Source organism: Paenibacillus sp. FSL R7-0048, assembly GCF_038004505.1.
Lineage (GTDB): Bacteria > Bacillota > Bacilli > Paenibacillales > Paenibacillaceae > Paenibacillus_AQ > Paenibacillus_AQ odorifer.
The window spans coordinates 596,398-614,130 of record NZ_JBBORF010000001.1 but is presented as its reverse complement, the minus strand read 5'-3'; the positions used below and the strand labels follow the sequence as shown (position 1 = coordinate 614,130).

16 protein-coding genes are annotated in these 17,733 nt (G+C 48.4%); 5 read left to right on the top strand and 11 right to left on the bottom strand.

Features of this window, described 5'->3' with window-relative positions; genetic code table 11:
* Position 1: 1 nt before the first annotated feature.
* The 4 genes from NSQ91_RS02685 to NSQ91_RS02670 all read right to left on the bottom strand — a co-directional run bounded on the left by NSQ91_RS02685 (position 2) and on the right by NSQ91_RS02670 (position 4,237).
* A complete protein-coding gene (locus NSQ91_RS02685; RefSeq protein WP_038568531.1) occupies positions 2–628 on the bottom strand; it encodes a cytochrome (ubi)quinol oxidase subunit III in 627 nt (208 codons plus the stop codon).
* A complete protein-coding gene (ctaD, locus tag NSQ91_RS02680; protein WP_076124740.1) occupies positions 625–2,472 on the bottom strand; it encodes a cytochrome c oxidase subunit I in 1,848 nt (615 codons plus the stop codon). The genes NSQ91_RS02685 and ctaD overlap by 4 nt, the downstream gene beginning before the upstream one ends.
* A gap of 126 nt (positions 2,473–2,598) precedes the next feature.
* Complete coding sequence (gene coxB / locus NSQ91_RS02675) at positions 2,599–3,645, bottom strand: cytochrome c oxidase subunit II (RefSeq protein WP_076124488.1); 1,047 nt, start codon at positions 3,643–3,645, stop codon at positions 2,599–2,601.
* A gap of 403 nt (positions 3,646–4,048) precedes the next feature.
* The gene (locus tag NSQ91_RS02670; RefSeq protein ID WP_019913840.1) at positions 4,049–4,237 is read right to left on the bottom strand and encodes a hypothetical protein; all 189 of its coding nucleotides are present in this window, start codon (positions 4,235–4,237) and stop codon (positions 4,049–4,051) included.
* A gap of 469 nt (positions 4,238–4,706) precedes the next feature.
* On the opposite strand from NSQ91_RS02670, the gene NSQ91_RS02665 reads away from it, so the two are divergent.
* The 3 genes from NSQ91_RS02665 to NSQ91_RS02655 all read left to right on the top strand — a co-directional run bounded on the left by NSQ91_RS02665 (position 4,707) and on the right by NSQ91_RS02655 (position 7,195).
* A complete protein-coding gene (locus NSQ91_RS02665; RefSeq protein ID WP_076304347.1) occupies positions 4,707–5,696 on the top strand; it encodes a serine hydrolase domain-containing protein in 990 nt (329 codons plus the stop codon).
* A 93-nt stretch (positions 5,697–5,789) separates the two neighbouring features.
* Positions 5,790–6,128, top strand: a complete 339-nt coding sequence (locus NSQ91_RS02660; RefSeq protein WP_036682511.1) for a DUF4870 domain-containing protein — start codon at positions 5,790–5,792, stop codon at positions 6,126–6,128.
* A gap of 110 nt (positions 6,129–6,238) precedes the next feature.
* On the top strand, positions 6,239–7,195 hold the full coding sequence (locus tag NSQ91_RS02655) for a diacylglycerol/lipid kinase family protein (RefSeq protein ID WP_076304346.1): 957 nt from the start codon (positions 6,239–6,241) through the stop codon (positions 7,193–7,195).
* A 113-nt stretch (positions 7,196–7,308) separates the two neighbouring features.
* Here the strand turns inward: NSQ91_RS02655 and NSQ91_RS02650 are convergent, their stop codons facing one another.
* From NSQ91_RS02650 to NSQ91_RS02635, 4 genes are read right to left on the bottom strand one after another with little or no spacing between them, the layout of a single operon-like run.
* A complete protein-coding gene (locus NSQ91_RS02650; protein ID WP_076101352.1) occupies positions 7,309–7,902 on the bottom strand; it encodes a xanthine phosphoribosyltransferase in 594 nt (197 codons plus the stop codon).
* A gap of 42 nt (positions 7,903–7,944) precedes the next feature.
* Positions 7,945–8,247 (bottom strand): hypothetical protein, encoded by a 303-nt coding sequence (locus NSQ91_RS02645; protein ID WP_038568522.1) that lies wholly within the window; start codon positions 8,245–8,247, stop codon positions 7,945–7,947.
* 25 nt (positions 8,248–8,272) lie between these two features.
* Positions 8,273–9,091: a TrmB family transcriptional regulator gene (locus NSQ91_RS02640; RefSeq protein WP_076124492.1), complete on the bottom strand. Its 819-nt coding sequence runs from the start codon at positions 9,089–9,091 to the stop codon at positions 8,273–8,275.
* A 40-nt stretch (positions 9,092–9,131) separates the two neighbouring features.
* Positions 9,132–9,923 (bottom strand): zinc ribbon domain-containing protein, encoded by a 792-nt coding sequence (locus NSQ91_RS02635; RefSeq protein ID WP_076124493.1) that lies wholly within the window; start codon positions 9,921–9,923, stop codon positions 9,132–9,134.
* A gap of 243 nt (positions 9,924–10,166) precedes the next feature.
* Here NSQ91_RS02635 and NSQ91_RS02630 point away from each other — a divergent pair, with 243 nt between their 5' ends.
* Positions 10,167–10,856, top strand: coding sequence for a GTP pyrophosphokinase (locus NSQ91_RS02630; RefSeq protein WP_051491247.1), 690 nt, complete (start codon positions 10,167–10,169; stop codon positions 10,854–10,856).
* A gap of 330 nt (positions 10,857–11,186) precedes the next feature.
* Here the strand turns inward: NSQ91_RS02630 and NSQ91_RS02625 are convergent, their stop codons facing one another.
* The 3 genes from NSQ91_RS02625 to NSQ91_RS02615 all read right to left on the bottom strand — a co-directional run bounded on the left by NSQ91_RS02625 (position 11,187) and on the right by NSQ91_RS02615 (position 16,424).
* Entirely contained in the window at positions 11,187–12,371 is a 1,185-nt protein-coding gene (locus tag NSQ91_RS02625) for a WD40/YVTN/BNR-like repeat-containing protein (RefSeq protein ID WP_076304345.1), read from the bottom strand.
* Between the two features lie 141 nt (positions 12,372–12,512).
* Positions 12,513–13,304, bottom strand: a complete 792-nt coding sequence (locus tag NSQ91_RS02620) for a hypothetical protein (protein ID WP_076193698.1) — start codon at positions 13,302–13,304, stop codon at positions 12,513–12,515.
* Between the two features lie 33 nt (positions 13,305–13,337).
* Positions 13,338–16,424 (bottom strand): DEAD/DEAH box helicase, encoded by a 3,087-nt coding sequence (locus NSQ91_RS02615; RefSeq protein ID WP_340916316.1) that lies wholly within the window; start codon positions 16,422–16,424, stop codon positions 13,338–13,340.
* 463 nt (positions 16,425–16,887) lie between these two features.
* Here NSQ91_RS02615 and NSQ91_RS02610 point away from each other — a divergent pair, with 463 nt between their 5' ends.
* The gene (locus tag NSQ91_RS02610; RefSeq protein WP_340916314.1) at positions 16,888–17,655 is read left to right on the top strand and encodes a TspO/MBR family protein; all 768 of its coding nucleotides are present in this window, start codon (positions 16,888–16,890) and stop codon (positions 17,653–17,655) included.
* Positions 17,656–17,733 lie beyond the last annotated feature (78 nt).

Below are 17,733 nucleotides of genomic sequence, written 5' to 3'. Positions count from 1 at the left end.
CCTAGCCCACCTTTCCGAGTAGGTATACAACCGTAAAGATGAAGACCCATACTACATCGATAAAATGCCAGTACATGGCTGACACATACACTTTTGGTGCAGTAACTACCGTTAATCCCTTGCGGGCGAGCTGCCCGATCAAGATGGAGATCCAAGCGATCCCGAAGGCTACGTGCGCACCATGAAATCCTACCAGTGTGTAGAATGCCGAGCTGAATGCACTTGTGGTCATTCCGAATTCTTCGTGTCTTACATATTGAGTAAACTCATAGATCTCCAAAACCAGGAAACCTAAACCTAAACCTACAGTAACTAAAAGCCAATTCCGTAGCAGTGCCGGCCGATTTCTGTGCATTGCTTGAATAGCGAATACACTCGTCAGACTGCTTACCAGCAGGATGAATGTTGCAGCGGCTACAAGCGGCAGGTGAAACAGTTCATTCGCCGAAGGCCCCTCATTCGTCTGATTACGCAGTGCGAGGAAAGTAGCGAACAACGTGCCGAACAATACCGCTTCGCCGCCTAGAAACAGCCAAAAGGCAAGAACCTTGTTGCGTCCTTCGAGCGTAGCTTTTTCCGGCTCGTGCGGAAAGGTATCCTTAGAAGCTTCTGCATGTGCCGTTGTCATGTCCGCTCACTTCCTTCCAGCTCTTCAGGTTCAATATGCCATCCGTGATCATCATACAGTGAACGCATCAGCATGGATCCAAATGTAATAATAAGACCGATGGCTGTAACGATATAATTATTAAACAGGAAGCTCATAAAAGCATTGCCGAATTCATCACGGCTAAACATAAAGCCAAGCCCAGCGATAAAAATTCCGATAGACATCGTAAACGGTAAAATCGTTGCTGACGGCATATGAATTGAGCCCACCGGCTCTGCTGGTGTCATGCCTTTATTCCCTGCTACTTTTTCTTTCCAGAAGGCATCAATCCCCCGAATAAGAGGTGTTTGCTTGAAGTTATATTCTGGCGGCGGTGAAGGAATGGTCCATTCCAATGTACGTCCATCCTCCCACGGATCATTGCCTGCATCCGCTGGTTTTCTGGAAGTCAGGAAGATGTTCACCAAGAAAATAATCATACCAACACCCATAAGTCCTGCACCAATGGTACTGACTAGATTTAGCAAATCAAATTGCTGATTTGGTAAATAAGTAAATACGCGGCGCTGCATCCCCATAAGCCCAAGGAAATGCTGTACAAAAAAGGTCAGATGGAATCCGATGATAAACGTCCAGAAAGTCCACTTGCCCAGCGTCTCACTCAGCATCCTTCCGAACATTTTTGGCCACCAGTAGTGCAGACCTGCGAACAGGCCAAGCACCAAACCACCTACAATAACATAGTGGAAATGCGCTACAACAAAATACGTATCATGGAACTGAAAGTCAGCAGGTGCGGACGCCAGCATCACTCCAGTTACTCCCCCCATAGTAAATGTAGGAATAAATCCTACAGCGAACAGGTTAGGGGTTGTGAAACGTACTTGCCCGCCCCACATCGTGAACAACCAGTTAAAAATTTTAATCCCGGTCGGAACCGCAATTAACATCGTTGATACGGAGAACAACGCGTTAGCTACAGGTCCAAGTCCAGTTGTGAACATGTGGTGAGCCCAAACCATAAAACCTAAGAAGGCGATCAAGATGGTTGCAAACACCATGGAGCTATATCCGAACAGTCTTTTACGCGAAAAGGTTGGGATGACCTCGGAAATAATCCCGAAGGCAGGCAGAATGAGAATATACACTTCCGGGTGACCAAATATCCAGAAGATATGCTGCCATAGCACTGGACTTCCTCCGGCTCCGACTTCGAAGAAATTGGCTCCTAAAATCCGGTCGAATGTCAGTAGTACTAAACCCACTGTTATTGCTGGAAAAGCAAACAAAATAATGGCGGAAGTAATAAATGTAGTCCAGGCGAACATCGGCATCCGCATATAGGTCATTCCCGGCGCACGCATCGTAATGATCGTGGCTAGAAAGTTAATCCCCCCGATGAGGGTCCCTAATCCGGCAATTTGCAAGCCGATCGTATAGAAGTCTACACCGTGTGTAGTGCTGTATGTACTCGTAGATAGTGGGGTGTAGGCGGTCCACCCGGCATCAGGAGCACCACCCATAACCCAGCTAAGATTCAGTAGAATCCCGCCGAACAGGAAGGTCCAGAAACCAAGTGCATTTAGAAAAGGAAAGGCTACGTCACGTGCACCGATCTGTAGCGGAATGACGGCATTCATGAGTGCGAAGATGACTGGCATGACGCCGAGGAAGATCATCGTCGTACCATGCATGGTTATGAGTTCATTAAACGTTTGTGCATCCAAAAAGTTATTCATCGGCTTGATGAGCTGCCAACGAATCAGAAGCGCTTCAATTCCCCCGATGCCAAAAAATAATCCTCCGGCCCATAGGTACAAAATCGCGATTTTTTTGTGATCGACGGTTGTTAGCCAATCCATAAGTCCTGTATGGCGCTTCACACTGTGGCCGTGCCCCAGAGGCTTGGATGAATTCAAGGTATGCGCTGCTTGAGCCAAAGTTCGTCCCCCCTTTTCGAAAGTTCCGCCCGCCTTTAGGCTAAGGCATTAGTCCAGCTTATAGTTGGCCAGATACTCTGCAATGCCATCAATCTCAGCATCACTCAGGCCCAGATCTTTGGGGTTAGGCATCAGATTGCCTGGTTTTACGGATTGCGGGTCGTGCAGCCAGGTTTTGAGATTCTCTTCAATCGGCGCACCATCTTCCCTCGTGTCGTCGTTGAGCAGAATTCCAGCAATCGATTCCCGAGAACCAATTCCGGTCAAGTTCGGCGCATTATTAATCCCTTGATCGCCTACAGCGTGGCAAGTCAGACATGCCGCTTTGAACTTCTCAGCTAAAGCAGGATCCTCTGGCAGCACAGCTACAGGTGCTTTCATCGAATCAATCCACTTTTGAAACTCTTGTTCACTAACTGATTTCACCTTAAATTCCATCAATCCATGAGAAGGTCCACATAGCTCCGCACATTTCCCACGGTAAACGCCTTCATTAGGCGCACTAAAGCTAAAGCGGTTAATCGTTCCAGCTGGGTTGGTATCGATTTTACCGGAAAGAGAAGGGACCCAGAAGGAGTGCAGCACATCTTTAGTTTCCAGTTCAAAGGCGATATCTTTGCCCACCGGAATAATCAGGTCCTGCGCTGTAGTTACCTTATAGTCGGTATACTCAAACTCCCACCAGTATTGGTGGCCGGTTACTTTAACCTTGATCGCATTCTTGTCATTGGAATGATCATCTCCAGCGGCAAACACAGCTTTAACCGTTGGCACGGCCAGTACTACAACAAGGATGAGCGGAATGACTGTCCAGAGAATCTCAAGTTTCATACTGCCCTCAACCTGCTCAGGGATTTCATTCTGACCCGGTCTTCTGCGGAAGCGGATCAGTACATAAGCTGCAATCGTAAAGACAATCAGCAACACCACGATCATAATGCTGATCGACAGCTCCATTAATCCGTAAGATCTGTCTGCTGCAGGTCCCTGTGGTCTGAGTACTGACAAGTCCTCACGACCGCACCCGGCAAGAAAGAGTCCAAACATAGCGGTCATGGGAAGGAGTCGCTTTACAGCCTGCCACGTTTTCATCATTGATCTACCCCGCTTTTCCCGATTTCGTAGATTCCTGTTTTTTTCTGTCAATTATAACAATCACTATTAATATAAGTTTAAGGGAAAGTTTTGTCAATCGTTCACAACTAGTTCACATTGTAATTTTCGACACAATAAACCCTTGTCCCATCTGGATTTTATAGCATTTTATGAAAACGCAAACAAATAAAAAATAATAAAGAAAGCGCATTCAATTTAAAATGTGTCTATTAATTCATTTGACTATTCTATGAGGAAGACTTTTCCTTATTCGTAAATGGACATACAAAAAAAACCGATTCCAGCAACAAAAGTCGCTCGGGCACGGTTTATAAGAATCCTCGTGGATGTTATTACTCAAAATGATGTCTAAAGTTAAGCAAGTGACAAACGTATCTGTTAGCTAGGAGACGGATGAATTCATCCGTACCAACTCGTGTTCCACGACCATGGTCAGTTCTTCTTCATAGCCTCCTGTAATCCGATACTTTCGGACGTACTCCTTTACGAATTTCTTGGGATCTTTGGGCCGGAAAATGCGTGTCATTTCCCGTAGACTTTCCTTGACTTCGTTATGACCTTTACTTGCCATGATCAGTTCCCTCCCAAAACATTGAAAATGAATGCTCCGTTGTAGAGAATGCATGATGAAAAGTACGCCGTAACCTCGAATGCAAGTGAAGTATCCATTACACATACGTGGCTTGCACTATCCGTCAACACGTGGAATCTAAAGCTAAATCTAGCCTTTGAAACACCGCCTTGCCGGTGAAGCAGGTTCGTCGTGATTTGGGCTGAGAGTAAGGACGCCTGATGAACGATAGCTCCTTGACACTTTTATTACCCGAAGAGCCACTTACTGAATCACTCCTTTCGGGCCTTATCGTTATATTGTATCATATTCCGGATTAACTTCCACCTTTCCTTGTAAAATGTACTATTTGGAAAATATTATTTTTCACAGCTGTCTTCGTAAGTCAGATGTCTCCAAACTGGTTAAAATACAATAACCTATACAGCAAGCGAAATTGTATTTATCAACAAATGAGAAGGAGATCTTTATGGCCCAGCCTGTAATTCCCCTAATGACTACCGCAACGCCAGAAGACACCGATACACGCCGGGAGGGTCTTGAACAAGCCCATCAAGCTATCCTAAAAGAATACCCCAAGATGCATAGCATGCTTATTGTGCGTCATGGAAAACTTATCTTCGAACGTTATTATAACGACCATCATGCTGGAGCATTAAATGATCTCCGTTCTGCCACCAAAAGTTTTGTCAGTGTCCTTACGGGAATCGCTATCGGCCGTGGAGAGATGCCTGATCTCCATATTTCTGTGTCCGAGGTCCTTCGCAAGCATATTCCATACCTTCACTCCCCACATCTCTCAAAAATCACACTCCGTCATCTTCTTACCATGACTTCCGGTTTTAGCTGGATCACAGGGAAGAAGCTTGGTGAACCGCTTGTTCGGAACCTCCATCGCAGCCGCCGCTGGGGTTCCTTTGGCCTTAGCTTGAACATTATTCCAGAACAAATCGGCCAGTTCCAATATCGAAGCATCGACTCACATCTAATCTCGATAATGATTAGTGAATCTACAGGTCTTGATGCCTTTTCCTATGCAGTACAGCATTTATTCACTCCACTCCGAATGGCTAATACCGCTTGGTTACCTAGCCCCGAGGGACATAGCATGGGTCATATCGGTTTGCACCTAACGTCTCGGGATATGGCTAAATTCGGAATCTGCCTGCTGAATAATGGAGTGTTTGCAGAGCAGCAAATCATCCCAGAACATTGGTTGCAGGATGCACTTACCGCTCAAGCTAAGGGATATCCAGCGTTTGGTGATTACGGATATCAGTTTTGGATCGGTACGATAAGCGGGCAGCCCTACAAGCTCGCCCACGGGCATGGCGGGCAGCAGATTCTGCTCTTTCCCAATCTGGATGCTGTAGTGGTCTTTACAGCAGAGAGCAAGACAAACAACTGGAAGAACCCTCGCAGGCTGCTTGAAAAGTATGTTCTCCCTTCAATGAGATAAACATACTTTTTCCTGACAAGTCATAGGCTTGTAAGGAAGAAGGATTCGAACAATCAAGCCCCTTCTTCTCCAAGCAGAAGGAGAGTGAGCCCATTGTCCCCTTTTAAATCATCCACCGGATTGCCAGATAATATAGCGGGTGCGTTGTGTTACTTTTTCCCTTTTCTCGGCGGCGTCGTCTTTCTCGCATTGGAGAAACGCAGCCGCTTTGTGCTGTTCCATTCGCTGCAATCACTGATTACCTTCGGGGTGCTGATGATCCTCCACGTTCTAACCGGATTGGTCCCATTCCTCGGTCCCTTGATGAGTGCCCTCGTCTCTCTTTGCAGCTTTGGGGTGTGGCTGTTAATGATCTACCATGCCTTAAGTGGCAGGTGGTATAAACTCCCTTGGGCAGGTGATATCGCAGAAAGTCAGATTCGCCATCTGTAATCCCCCAAAAAGCGGCCCCTCTGATCGCTGAAAAGTATTCCCTTTTGCCCATCCACTCCTTACAATGTAGAAAGGGCATCAATGGAATTCTACAGGCTGGAGGAAATCATATGTATCTATTTATCATAAACCCGCGTTCCGGCGGGGGAGCAGGCGGCCGGACCTGGCATACTGTAGAGGCGCTCATGAAGGAGCGTTCGCTGCCCTTCATGTCCTTGTTTACGCACAGCGTAGAGGGTGCAGAAGCCCTTGTTTTAAATACACTAAAGCATCGCGAGGATTGGAAAGCCGTGATTGTAATCGGTGGTGACGGCACGCTCCATAGCATTTTGGGTGCACTTTGCGGCAAAGATATCCCCATGGGCGTGATTCCTGCCGGCTCTGGCAACGACACCGCCCGGGGGTTTGGCATTCCACTTTCCATAGAAGCCGCGCTGGAGGCCGCCCTTAGCGAGCGGTATATCGAAGCAGACCTGCTTTCAGGAGCAAACGGACTGACCGTAACAGCCGTTGCCAATGGCTTTGATGCTCAAGTGGCCGAGAATGTGAATGCCAGCCGATACAAAAGGCTGTGCAATGCCATTGGAGCAGGCCAGCTCGCGTATATCATCGGCATATTGCATACGCTGATGACATTCAAGCCCTGCCGGGTAAGCGTAGTCTGCGACGGTACGGAGCACGCCTTCGAGAAGGCATGGCTGGTCTCGATCTGCAACCTGCCCAGCTACGGCGGCGGGCTTTTGATCTGCCCGCAGGCAAAGGCCGATGACGGCCAGCTTGACGTCTGCGTCGTGCATGGGTGCAGCCGCGGGCAGCTGCTGCGATTGTTCCCCACGGTACTGAAGGGCAAGCATGTGGCGTTGCCCTTCGTGTCTATGCTGCGCGGACGTAGCGTAGCTGTAGGCTTTGCCGAGGCCCGGCCTGCGATCGGCGACGGCGAGAGCCTCGGCAAAGGGCCGCTGGCCGTTCGCTGCGAGCCGGGGGCGCTGCGGGTGCTATCGCCGCTGGCGGCGGACAGCGCACAGCTGTCCGCCGACACTGCAGCGGCATGCGGCAGCAACGGGTAACCTGACCCGTGCATACCATACACACAAAAAACAGCAAGCGACTGGTTCACTACCAGTTCGCTTGCTGTTTTGTATATCCTATAGCTTTTGACTGAGAATGCATTCCAAAAGCCTCAAACAAGAGGCTCTTCCTCGTCTTCCACGAAAGTGACTCTTCCGTCCTCCAGTGAAGCAATACGCACAAGTGACTCTACGCGATATCCCGCTTCCTGCAGCAGCCGATTCCCTGGCTGGAACGCTTTTTCGATAACAATGCCAATTCCAACCACACTTCCTCCCGCCTGCTCAACAATACGGGCAAGTCCGAAGGCGGCTTCACCATTCGCCAAGAAATCATCAACAATCAGCACCCGTTCTCCGGGAGCAATGAATTTCTTCGAAACGGTAATTTCATTCGTTTCTTTCTTCGTGAAGGAGTAGACCTTCTCCACGTAAATGTCTTCTGTCAGCGTCAGCGATTTCTGCTTACGGGCAAAAATCAGCGGAACCTCCAGCTCTAATGCTGTCATAATCCCCGGAGCAATCCCCGAGGATTCTATAGTCAGCACCTTCGTAATTTCTTCGCCAGCGAACCGGCGGATAAACTCACGGCCAACCTCACGCATCAGGAAGGGGTCCATCTGATGATTCAGAAAAGAATCCACCTTGAGCACTCCTTGCCCGAGTACAATACCTTCTTTCAACACTTTTTGTCTCAACAGCTCCATAGTGCTCCTCCTTCTCCCATCATTGAATCCATTCTCCCCACATTACAGACCTGTCGGCTTCTGAGGCAATAAATTTCCAACGATCGATTTTAAATTATGATCATCCTTGCTCTTTTCCTGACCGTTATCATAACCCGTAATTCGAATCTCCAAGAAATCCCCCGGATTTACCGGTTTAAAAATCAATTTTTCGCGGTCTTCCAGTCTCACGTTAAAATTCATATCCTTAAACATTTCGACTAATTCTGCTTCTCCAGGAGATGCTCCCTTATCCAGAAACAACAGTCCACGCAATTTTTTAGGACCATCATTGTGCACCACTTCAAAATGAACGATACATTCCATGCTTCTCACCTCCCTATGATAATAACTACTGCGCCTGTTCTTCCCCATCATCGCCTTGATCATACATAACATATTTGCTATGAATTTTGCTGTAACGTTCTCCATAACGCTCTACTAATTCTGCGCCCATATCCTGCTCCAGCTCGAACAAGACCATTTCCTGTGTAAAATGATTCAACAGCAGCTCCACTAACACCGGGTGCTCTGTTACCACTGCTTGCGCGGATCCATCATCATAACGCATCCCCAGCATACACCAGCTCCGGTCAATCACAAATGAGAACTTCCGTCCATCCGCCCGCTGCGAATTTTTTCCGAATGACGGCCATACTGGGTAAGAGGCAGCAGCAGCATTGCCACCGTCAAAAGCCCATAAAAGCCTAACGCCACGCAGTTCGGCCTGTTCAAGTTCGCTCCGCAGAAGCGACGCTTCCTCGCGCCACATATCCACTACAATCTCCTGCTCTGCCATGTTAAGCTGGCGAATCAGCGCCCCCATTACATTGCGGTCGCCCTCTACATTATAAAAAGAAGGACTAACAGGTCCCCCGCGAGGCATCTCACTTTCCATATAAGCCAGCGAAGCTTGAACTCTTCCCGAGATCATCGTCGCCAGCTCCTCCGGATTAAGAACACTATACCGCGCAGGCTCTCCTTCACCACATCGTACATATCCCTGCTGTGTTAGGCGCTGAAGCGCCGCATACACATTTGATCTTGAAACTCCGAGCTGTTTGGCAACCTCATAGCCAGAAGCCTGACCTTTAGTCGCAAGCTCGACCATGATTTTGGACTCCATCTCCGTGAAGCCCAGATTGCGCAGATGCAGCAGCAGCTGTTCCATCTTGTTGTCCCCCTAAGCCCTAAGCTGACTGATATCTGTACTATATTTGCTCCGATCCACAACGTGGACACCATAAGGAGCCCTTTGGCAATTCATTCCGACAGATTTGACACTTAATCATATCACGAACACCACTGTCCTGGGTGACTGCGGTCTCCTCCTGATGTTCATTCGCGTTCCAATCGCGGATGCGACGATCCAGCTCAAGCTGTCTTTGTCTTTCCCGTTCCAGCTGATCAGCATGTCTGCGATCCCGTTCAATGTCATGTTCGTTCGCCGCATATTCCTCCAATGGCAGCTCATCATCCTCTGAAGGCAGGATCTCAGAATACACCACACTTTGCGGATGGAGCTTCATTGCAATCTCCTTCTCTTCATCCGTTAGCTCATCCGCACCATAGTATTGATCCTCATCCTCTTCGTCCTCATCCACAGTTTTGACGAATACCGGCGGTGACGGAATCTTTCTTGATGTGGTTAGCTCCTCCAGCTTACTTCCACACTTTGGACAAAAATTTGCATCGAGCGCCACAACATTGCCACAAGAACATAACCGTTCATTTTTCAGTTCAGCAATTCTTGCGCGTTGGACTTCAATTTTTTCCTGAAGCTTGGAACAGGTCCGTGCCAGTTCTACCATTTTGCCTTCAGCTACAGACATATCCTTAGAGCGATACCCTTCATAAAAAAGCCTGCCCATTTTCGTGAATTCCACTTCCATCTCACGTTCAATATCGGAAATAAGCCCGTTCAGCTTGCCGATCTCAACAGAGCTTTGTGCTTTTTCGGTAACCCGGCTCGCACTATCTTTGATTCGTTTCATAAAACTCATTACAGTTCCTCCCTCTCCAGCGATACGTGTTTCTATCATACCAAATGTATCGAACAGATTCATTAATGTGCTTTAATACGCGATTTAGCGGAGAATGTTCCTATAAATTCTTATTTTCCCTGATTTCAGACGTTATTTTGCGTCAGGGGTTCTACATCGGTTAAAATAGAATTAATCACAAATAACGAAATTGGGAGAGTTTCAGTGGAAGAACATGACAGCACACAGCTTACGCTAAAACAGATGCAGGTACACGTTAAGGATCTGCAACATTGGCAAGATAACGAGGATTTCACAAATCTTATCAATGAGTTCAAGTCTCTGCCAGCACTCTATCGCCATGCACTAAACGATCTTGAGAATAAAATCGATGTGATCAAAACGGAATGGCAGGTCCGTGACGGCTTCAGTCCCATCGAGCATGTTAAATGCCGAATTAAAGAACCCAAGAGCATCCTTCAAAAGATGGAGCGCAAAGGTTTCGAGTTCAACTTGGAAAATATGGAGCAGCACATTCACGATATTGCAGGTATGCGGATTGTATGTGCTTTTGTTAAAGATATTTACCGTCTGGTTGATCACCTCAGCACACGCGAAGACATTCGCGTATTGGAGATCAAAGATTATATAGCCCATCCCAAGCCGAATGGGTATCAAAGCCTGCATCTTATCGTCGCAATTCCGCTCGTCCTGCTGGAAGGAACACGCTGGGTCAAAGCCGAAATACAGCTGCGAACCCTAGCCATGGACTTCTGGGCAAGTATGGAACATATTCTGTATTATAAATTCGATAAGCAGCTTCCTTCGCATGTTGCGGAAGAATTGAAGGATGCCGCACGCGCCGCCGATGAACTGGATCAAAAAATGCTGCGCCTACGCCGCGAGATTCTGGAACTTGCAGAAGGGGAATCCCCTGCCGGCGGGCAGGTTTAAGCTTTCATATTTCTACATTTCTCAAAAATTAAGGGGATGTCTCATAAGCCATGACAATGGCTGCTGGGACACCCCCTTCTTTTTAATCGATTAGGCCGTTTGATCGTTACCATTTGCCGCCGAAGCAAGGTGCTATCGGACACAGCCTATCTTATTCGCAAAATAATCCTCCATTTTGCATACTAACGGACCCCAAAGTCGCTAACGGCATAAAAAACTCCGGATCTGCGCCCTCCTATATAGGATAGCTGCACTGGAGTCCGAAAACATACTGGATAGGCGATAAATGTGTGAATAACGCCTCCTGAGTCCCTAAACCTCAACCAACGGCTAATCATGACCCGGCGTTCCGCTGTATTCAGCCTCAAGGCTTTTAACCAAAGGCTTCCATGTAACGCCGCCATCTGTAGTGGTCTTTAGAAATCCTGGACCCGCCAACCAACCGTTTTTCGGCGTAACGAACTGAATGTTTTCTGCCTTCGCGAATAGCTGTGATGTCGCAATCAACCTCCAGCTTACACCCCCGTTGACAGTCGCCACCAGTTTGCCGCCCTCCTGCAAAGCCCAACCTTCACGAGCGTTCAGCCATGTTGTTCTCGCTGCCTCAGTACCGAGCAATTGAGGGCCAAGCTTCCATGTCCTGCCTCCGTTATCACTTGTGTAAAACACCATACTTCGAATCCCATCGTCAACGATCTCCAGCGGCAGGATGCCTTTCATATTGTCTTTGCCTGAGAATTTAGGCGGATAACTATTACTGTAAGTAAAGGCTGCCAGAGCAGCTGGCTTCTTTAATTGCTCCGGCTTCCAGCTCTTCCCGCCATCCGTAGTTCTGAATGTTAAAATGTATTCTTGCCCATGGTTGCTGGAGGTGATCCAGCCATTCTGGGAATCCTGAAAGGTTATCCCTGTTGGATAGGCTTTAATACTCTCCGTTAGATTTCCGATTCGCTTCCAGCTGTTCCCGCCATCAGCCGTGCGATACAAGGATTTCTCCATCATCCCGAGACCAGGTTCTGAATCCAGCAGCACATACCCGTTATTCACATCGATAAAATGAATAAAACCGCCACTGTATCCTTGCTCCCAATCCTCCGTGACGGGAAGTTTTGTCTCCTTCCAGGTCTGGCCCTGATCAGAGGTATGATAGATCAGGACAGGTTGCCCTATACCATGACTACTTATAATCCAGCCATTTGTGGCATTCAGGAAAAAGCTTGCTGCGGCAAAGATGCCTGTTTCTTGTGGAATAGGAACAATATTGCTGTCCGGATGGTACCAACTACTTCCTCCATCGTTCGTAGTCCATAATCCAGTCTTATCTATTCCCCACCCATGCTTTATGTCATTCATGCTAAATTTAGCAGGATACCCCTGCAAAGAATTCATATCCGTCTTCAGCTCAGCGGTATTTATCCCCATACTCGAATCTAAACCAAGATTATCATTTACCATGTAGGATTGCAGAAATAACCCAGCAATGATTATCGGGGCAAAAACGGCATATAGTCTCAAATGAAACCCTCCTTTTTCCATTTCCTTCTATTCTATAATCATAGACAGAGTTTAATAGTAAAAGGTTACAGAAGCTTTACACAAAGAAGAAGCCGCCTCCTCAGATAGGAAGCGGCTTCTCTAAACTCCACTGCTGTTTGACTACGCCTTACTTGCACGACGGGCAGCAGCTTCTGCTACTCGATTCATAATCAAAGTTAGGCCTTCTAGAGCCTTAGGTGTCTGAGGCAGCAAAGCTCCCCAGTCTTCCGTTACCGCTGCTACTACCGGCGATGAGGGAAATGGCCTAGCCGTAATCTCATGGAACTGCGGTCCCGGCTGGTGAAGCGAACCTTCAGCAGCCGCTTCTGCAAGCCATTCCCCAGAAGAAATTGCGGGGCCCTTGCGCTCTAGCCGTGCTAATTCTGTTGCAAGCTCACTAGCTGGGGCTGCCTCTGTCTCAGAATCATCGGCAGCTATATCACTTTCAGCCCAAAGGGCAAATATTCCATCCAGGAGTTCTCCCTTAGTAAATCCTCTCAGAGAAAGCGCCAGCAGCGGCTCTTCAGCAAGTCGTTCTTTTATAAGCTGCAGAGTCTCCGCCTGGTTCTCTAACCCTTCCCCCTCAAAGAGGGCTTGCTCCAGCTCTGTATCTGTAGGCAGAAGCTCCAGTTCCGCCAGCCCACCCGTCAATCTCCCTTGCAGCAAAGCAAATACCTCATCCGGACTTAGCGCCAGACGCCGCAATATTTCTTTTCTACGGGCAGCATGCCATACTGGAACCTTCAGAGAGAGAGGTTGCTCCGTTCTTTGTCCCTGAGGAACAGCAGAAGTACCGACATTCCATTCACCTTTTGCCCGCGACCCTCCCGTCACTTTCCCGGGCGAAGCCGTCCATGCTGCTTTTACTAATCCAGGCACAACTTCCAGCCGCATCTCTAACAGTTCACTCATTGTTCGATCCCTCCGTATTGCTCATGTCTTTCTTTACATCCAATCCTGATCCTGCAGTTCAATAAGCTCCTTCAGTTCATGATTAGACATCTCGGTCAACCATGTTTCACCAGAACCAACAACCTGCTCCGAAAGGCTTTTCTTCCGCTCAATTAATTCGTCAATACGTTCCTCCAGCGTTCCTTGGCAAATCAGCTTATGAACTTGTACGTTCTTATCCTGCCCAATTCGGAAAGCCCGGTCTGTCGCCTGATTCTCCACTGCCGGATTCCACCAGCGATCGTAATGAATAACATGATTGGCCCGGGTTAGGTTCAAACCTACTCCGCCCGCTTTAAGAGATAACACGAAGAAGGCTGGCCCCTTGCCCTCTTGAAAATCATGCACCATCTCGTCCCGCTCCCGTTTTGGAATCCCCCCATGAAGGAACAGCGGCGATGTACCATAACGCTTAGTAAGCTTGCTCACCAGCAGCTCACCCATCGCTACGTATTGCGTAAAGATCAACACAGATTCGCCAACTTCAGCGACACTGTCCAGCACCTCGAACATAACCTCCATTTTACCGGAATGTTCATTGCGTGGACTCCGTCCTTCTTCTTTCCGGAATAGCTGAGGATGATCGCAAATCTGCTTCAGCTTCGTCAGAGAGGATAACACCAGTCCACGGCGAGCCATACCACTGCTCTCCCCGATCACACCGAGCATTTCATCCACGACACCCTGATACAGGGCAGCTTGGGTCTCGGTCAGCGGGCAATAAGACTTCAGCTCCAGCTTCTCCGGTAAATCCTTAGAAATATCCGGGTCACTCTTCAGACGCCGCAACAGGAAGGGGGATACCAAGCGATGTAGCTCCCGCAGGCGTTCCCCACCTTCACCAGACACATAACGCTGCCGGAAGGAATGATAGGTTCCTAAATAGCCCGGGTTTAAAAAGTGGAAAATAGACCATAACTCGCCAAGTCTGTTCTCTACCGGAGTACCTGTCATAGCTATGCGATGCGGTGCCGATAATTTCATCACACTCTGTGCCTGCTTCGTCCGGTGATTTTTAATATATTGAGCTTCATCCAGCACTACTGTTGACCACTGGACATTGGCTAAATCCTCGCTGTCACGCCCTGCCAAGTGATAGGTCGTCAGTACGATATCATGACTGGTTGCCAGTTCTAAGAAGCTATCTCCCCGAACACGGCGTCCACCATGATGTATGTGTACATTAAGCGAAGGAGCAAAGCGCTGCAGCTCCCGCTGCCAGTTGCCAAGAAGCGAAGTTGGGCAGAGAATCAGCACCGGCTCCTGCTTCTCTTCAGGGGGAGCACTTAACGCCCGGTCCAGCAGGCAGGTGATAACCTGCACCGTTTTACCTAGACCCATATCATCGGCGAGACATACCCCAAAACCCAGACCACTGAGCTCGGCCAGCCATTGATAACCCCGCTCCTGATAAGGTCTTAAAGTTCCATGCAGACCTTCAGGTACGGGACGCACCGGAAGATTACGTAATACATCTCCGCGCATAAGTGATGCCAACAGCCCGGATGTCTCCATCCCAGTGACGGACATTCCTTTCCAGAGCCGATCCTCACCATCCTCGGCTTCTAGGCGCATCCAATCCGCGGCAGTCATTTCTCCGTTTTCATGGCGTTTCATATATCTAAGAACCTGGCGGATTTCTTTAGGATCTATCTCGATCCATTCCCCGCGGAAACGTACAAAAGGTACACCGGCCTCTACTAATGCATTTAATTCTTCCTCACTAATCGTACTATCTCCAAGCGAGGCCTCAATACGGAACGAGATCAACTCTTCCATACCCAGAGCTGCGGGCGCCGGACTATCGCCCCCGTTCACGCCCGGCTGCATTTTCATCTTCATGCCAATGCGGCGGCGTCCCTCACGGCTCCAGCGCGAAGGCATCTGCACCGTTATTCCCCGATCGCGCAGCTGCTGCACCGTCTCCTTCAAAAAGAAATAAAGACGCTCCGGTTCCAAATCCGCCCCCGTAGGCGCAGGCTTAGCAAGAGCGCGCTGAATATCCGGCGATATCTTCGCAGCCCGGCCCAGCGCTATAAGCAGCTGCTGCTGGATATTGCGATAGCGTTTACCCCATAACGTAAACTCTCGTTCCTTACTGCTCCAGATCGATTTGGCGGGAAACCAGAATTCCCCTTCTTCCTTGTTCTCCGCCCAGAAGGTTAACCGCCACACTTCATTATTGTCTTCTGGCGGCTCCAGCCGTAACCCAAGACCCAGCTGCCCGCTCCGTGCTTCCTCTGGTTCTGAATGTGGCACATCGCTGCCAGCGGTCTCGTTCACAGTGACCAAAAGGTCTGTCACCTCTGCCGGAGTTCCTTGCACGGGTATATCTCGGCTTCCCGTGAGAAGGCTATTCCACCACAGTTCAGTTAAAGGGGAATAACCCCGGCGATAATTCGCTTTATAAGGGGTTAACTCACTTTCAATGCCCGCAATTACTTTTTTTATCTCAGCAGTCATTACAGCCTGCATAAAGGAGTAAAGCACATATGCTCCAGCCTCATCACGAGAGGATAAATCCCCTGCCTCTGCGATATGCGTTCCTAGTGCAAGAACAGGCATGGATGCTGCCAGCTGCAGAAAGATCTCTTTGTCCTCCTGCTTTCGGAAAGCTGGCGACCAGCAGACCGTCGCCGCCTGTTCGCCGCCACGGCGACGTGAGCCCACAGGGCGTGGTGGCAAGGCACCCGGCGTAATCCCGCCAGTACCCATCAGCTCCAGCGCAAAACGTGCCGCTGCTGCCCAGTAACGCAGTTCGCCGCCTGGCTCCACTCCCTGTTCTCGGCATAACGTCTCATCCCATGCCAGAAGCAGTTGAAATGCATCGCTAGGAACCAAGGCGAGCCCTTCGAACGTTCGTCCGGGCAATCCGCGCCGGGCTGGCTTCCCCTCTACAGGGGGAGCCGGATATTTCACTTCTGCCAGACGCAGAGCAGCAGTTGCAAAAGGACGCACTCCTCCCTGTAGCTCCATCCGCTTCACTACGCGAGTCCAAGCGTCAACCTTCGGCTCCGAAGTTTCGCCAGAGAAGCAAAATAAAACGTCCCCTAACCATATTGCATACAGATGCTTAGTCATCGGTGATCTCCTGTCTTTTAAGCAAGCAAAAAAAGAACCAGCCCCATACCATCAGGAAGGGTAACTGCAACCTTTTCCGCGAGAAATAAATTTTGAAGCTATACAAGTAGAAGTCGCTTCTTCCTCTTTTAGAGAGGGAATGCGGTCCTGCGGTAAATATAAGGATAAAGAACTAGGACAAAACTTATATTTTCTTGAATCTTCATCTCTTCATCTTATACGAAAAAGCGCTGATTTAAAAACATTTCTGCATATTTTCTGTAGATTTTTATGAAATAAAGTTGAAGGATATAGAAACACCCAGTAATTTGATTCATTTAAAATACCCCGCACTACTGCCCTGCTATCCAAGAATGTTATGACTCACTAGTCACTTCTTTTCTTTTTATAGTCTTAATTAGGCCAAAAAGGGGTATATTCTAAATAAGCAACACCCTATTAAAAAAGCTAGGGAGTGAATTATTTGAGACGTTATAATCCTTATAAATGGTGGAACCTCGTATTCTTTGTGGGTGTAATTATCGTAAATGTGCTGGCGGTAACCTTGCCTTTGGGCGGAAACAGTACAGGAGAAATCTCTGACAAATATAAGACTTACATGACTCCTGCTGGCTACGCATTCTCCATTTGGTCGCTGATCTACCTCTTGTTAGCCGGTTTCGTTATTTATCAATTCCGCTCCTATACAAGTTCTAGGGATTCTGTACGAGCTATTTCGTTCTGGTTTATCCTGAGCTGTGTTTTTAATATGAGCTGGCTTTTCCTCTGGCAGTATTTATATATCGAGCTTTCTTTGATTGCCATGGTGTTAATGTTAATTTCCATCATTGTTATCTATCGCCGAACGCGCCAGATCGCAAATCCTACTTCAGGTGAGAAATGGCTGATCAAGCTACCCTTTAGTATATACCTTGGCTGGATCTCTGTGGCGACTATCGTGAATGTTAGCGTTGTTCTGGAGAAAAATCATTGGGATGGGTTTGGACTTAGCGGGATAACCTGGGCCGTGATCATGCTCTGCGTGGGGACACTGCTTGCGGTGTTAGTCAGCTATCCTAACCGAGACAGCATCTATCCTCTGGTCTTCGTATGGGCTTTCATCGCGATCGCCTTGGAACATAGAGAAGCTAATGCAGTCTTGGTAACGGGCACAGTAACGGCAGGTCTTCTGCTGCTCTACAGCATTTGGCTATTGCTCACACCACGCCGCAGAAGATACAGCAGATACTGATTGTCCTCTTGATAATATAAAAAGGCAGGCTAAGAAGGTGATCCTCCTTAACCCGCCTTTTTTTTGTAGAATAATCTA

What these genes read in the sequence shown, in the direction of transcription:
- NSQ91_RS02650 (WP_076101352.1), bottom strand. Translation starts at nt 7,902, where the DNA reads ATGGAGCTGTTGAGACAAAAAGTGTTGAAAGAAGGTATTGTACTCGGG.
- ctaD (WP_076124740.1), bottom strand. Translation starts at nt 2,472, where the DNA reads ATGGATTGGCTAACAACCGTCGATCACAAAAAAATCGCGATTTTGTAC.
- NSQ91_RS02685 (WP_038568531.1), bottom strand. Translation starts at nt 628, where the DNA reads ATGACAACGGCACATGCAGAAGCTTCTAAGGATACCTTTCCGCACGAG.
- NSQ91_RS02670 (WP_019913840.1), bottom strand. Translation starts at nt 4,237, where the DNA reads ATGGCAAGTAAAGGTCATAACGAAGTCAAGGAAAGTCTACGGGAAATG.
- NSQ91_RS02635 (WP_076124493.1), bottom strand. Translation starts at nt 9,923, where the DNA reads ATGAGTTTTATGAAACGAATCAAAGATAGTGCGAGCCGGGTTACCGAA.
- NSQ91_RS02615 (WP_340916316.1), bottom strand. Translation starts at nt 16,424, where the DNA reads ATGACTAAGCATCTGTATGCAATATGGTTAGGGGACGTTTTATTTTGC.
- NSQ91_RS02640 (WP_076124492.1), bottom strand. Translation starts at nt 9,091, where the DNA reads ATGGAACAGCTGCTGCTGCATCTGCGCAATCTGGGCTTCACGGAGATG.
- NSQ91_RS02620 (WP_076193698.1), bottom strand. Translation starts at nt 13,304, where the DNA reads ATGAGTGAACTGTTAGAGATGCGGCTGGAAGTTGTGCCTGGATTAGTA.
- NSQ91_RS02630 (WP_051491247.1), top strand. Translation starts at nt 10,167, where the DNA reads ATGCAGGTACACGTTAAGGATCTGCAACATTGGCAAGATAACGAGGAT.
- NSQ91_RS02655 (WP_076304346.1), top strand. Translation starts at nt 6,239, where the DNA reads ATGTATCTATTTATCATAAACCCGCGTTCCGGCGGGGGAGCAGGCGGC.
- NSQ91_RS02645 (WP_038568522.1), bottom strand. Translation starts at nt 8,247, where the DNA reads ATGGAATGTATCGTTCATTTTGAAGTGGTGCACAATGATGGTCCTAAA.
- NSQ91_RS02665 (WP_076304347.1), top strand. Translation starts at nt 4,707, where the DNA reads ATGGCCCAGCCTGTAATTCCCCTAATGACTACCGCAACGCCAGAAGAC.
- coxB (WP_076124488.1), bottom strand. Translation starts at nt 3,645, where the DNA reads ATGATGAAAACGTGGCAGGCTGTAAAGCGACTCCTTCCCATGACCGCT.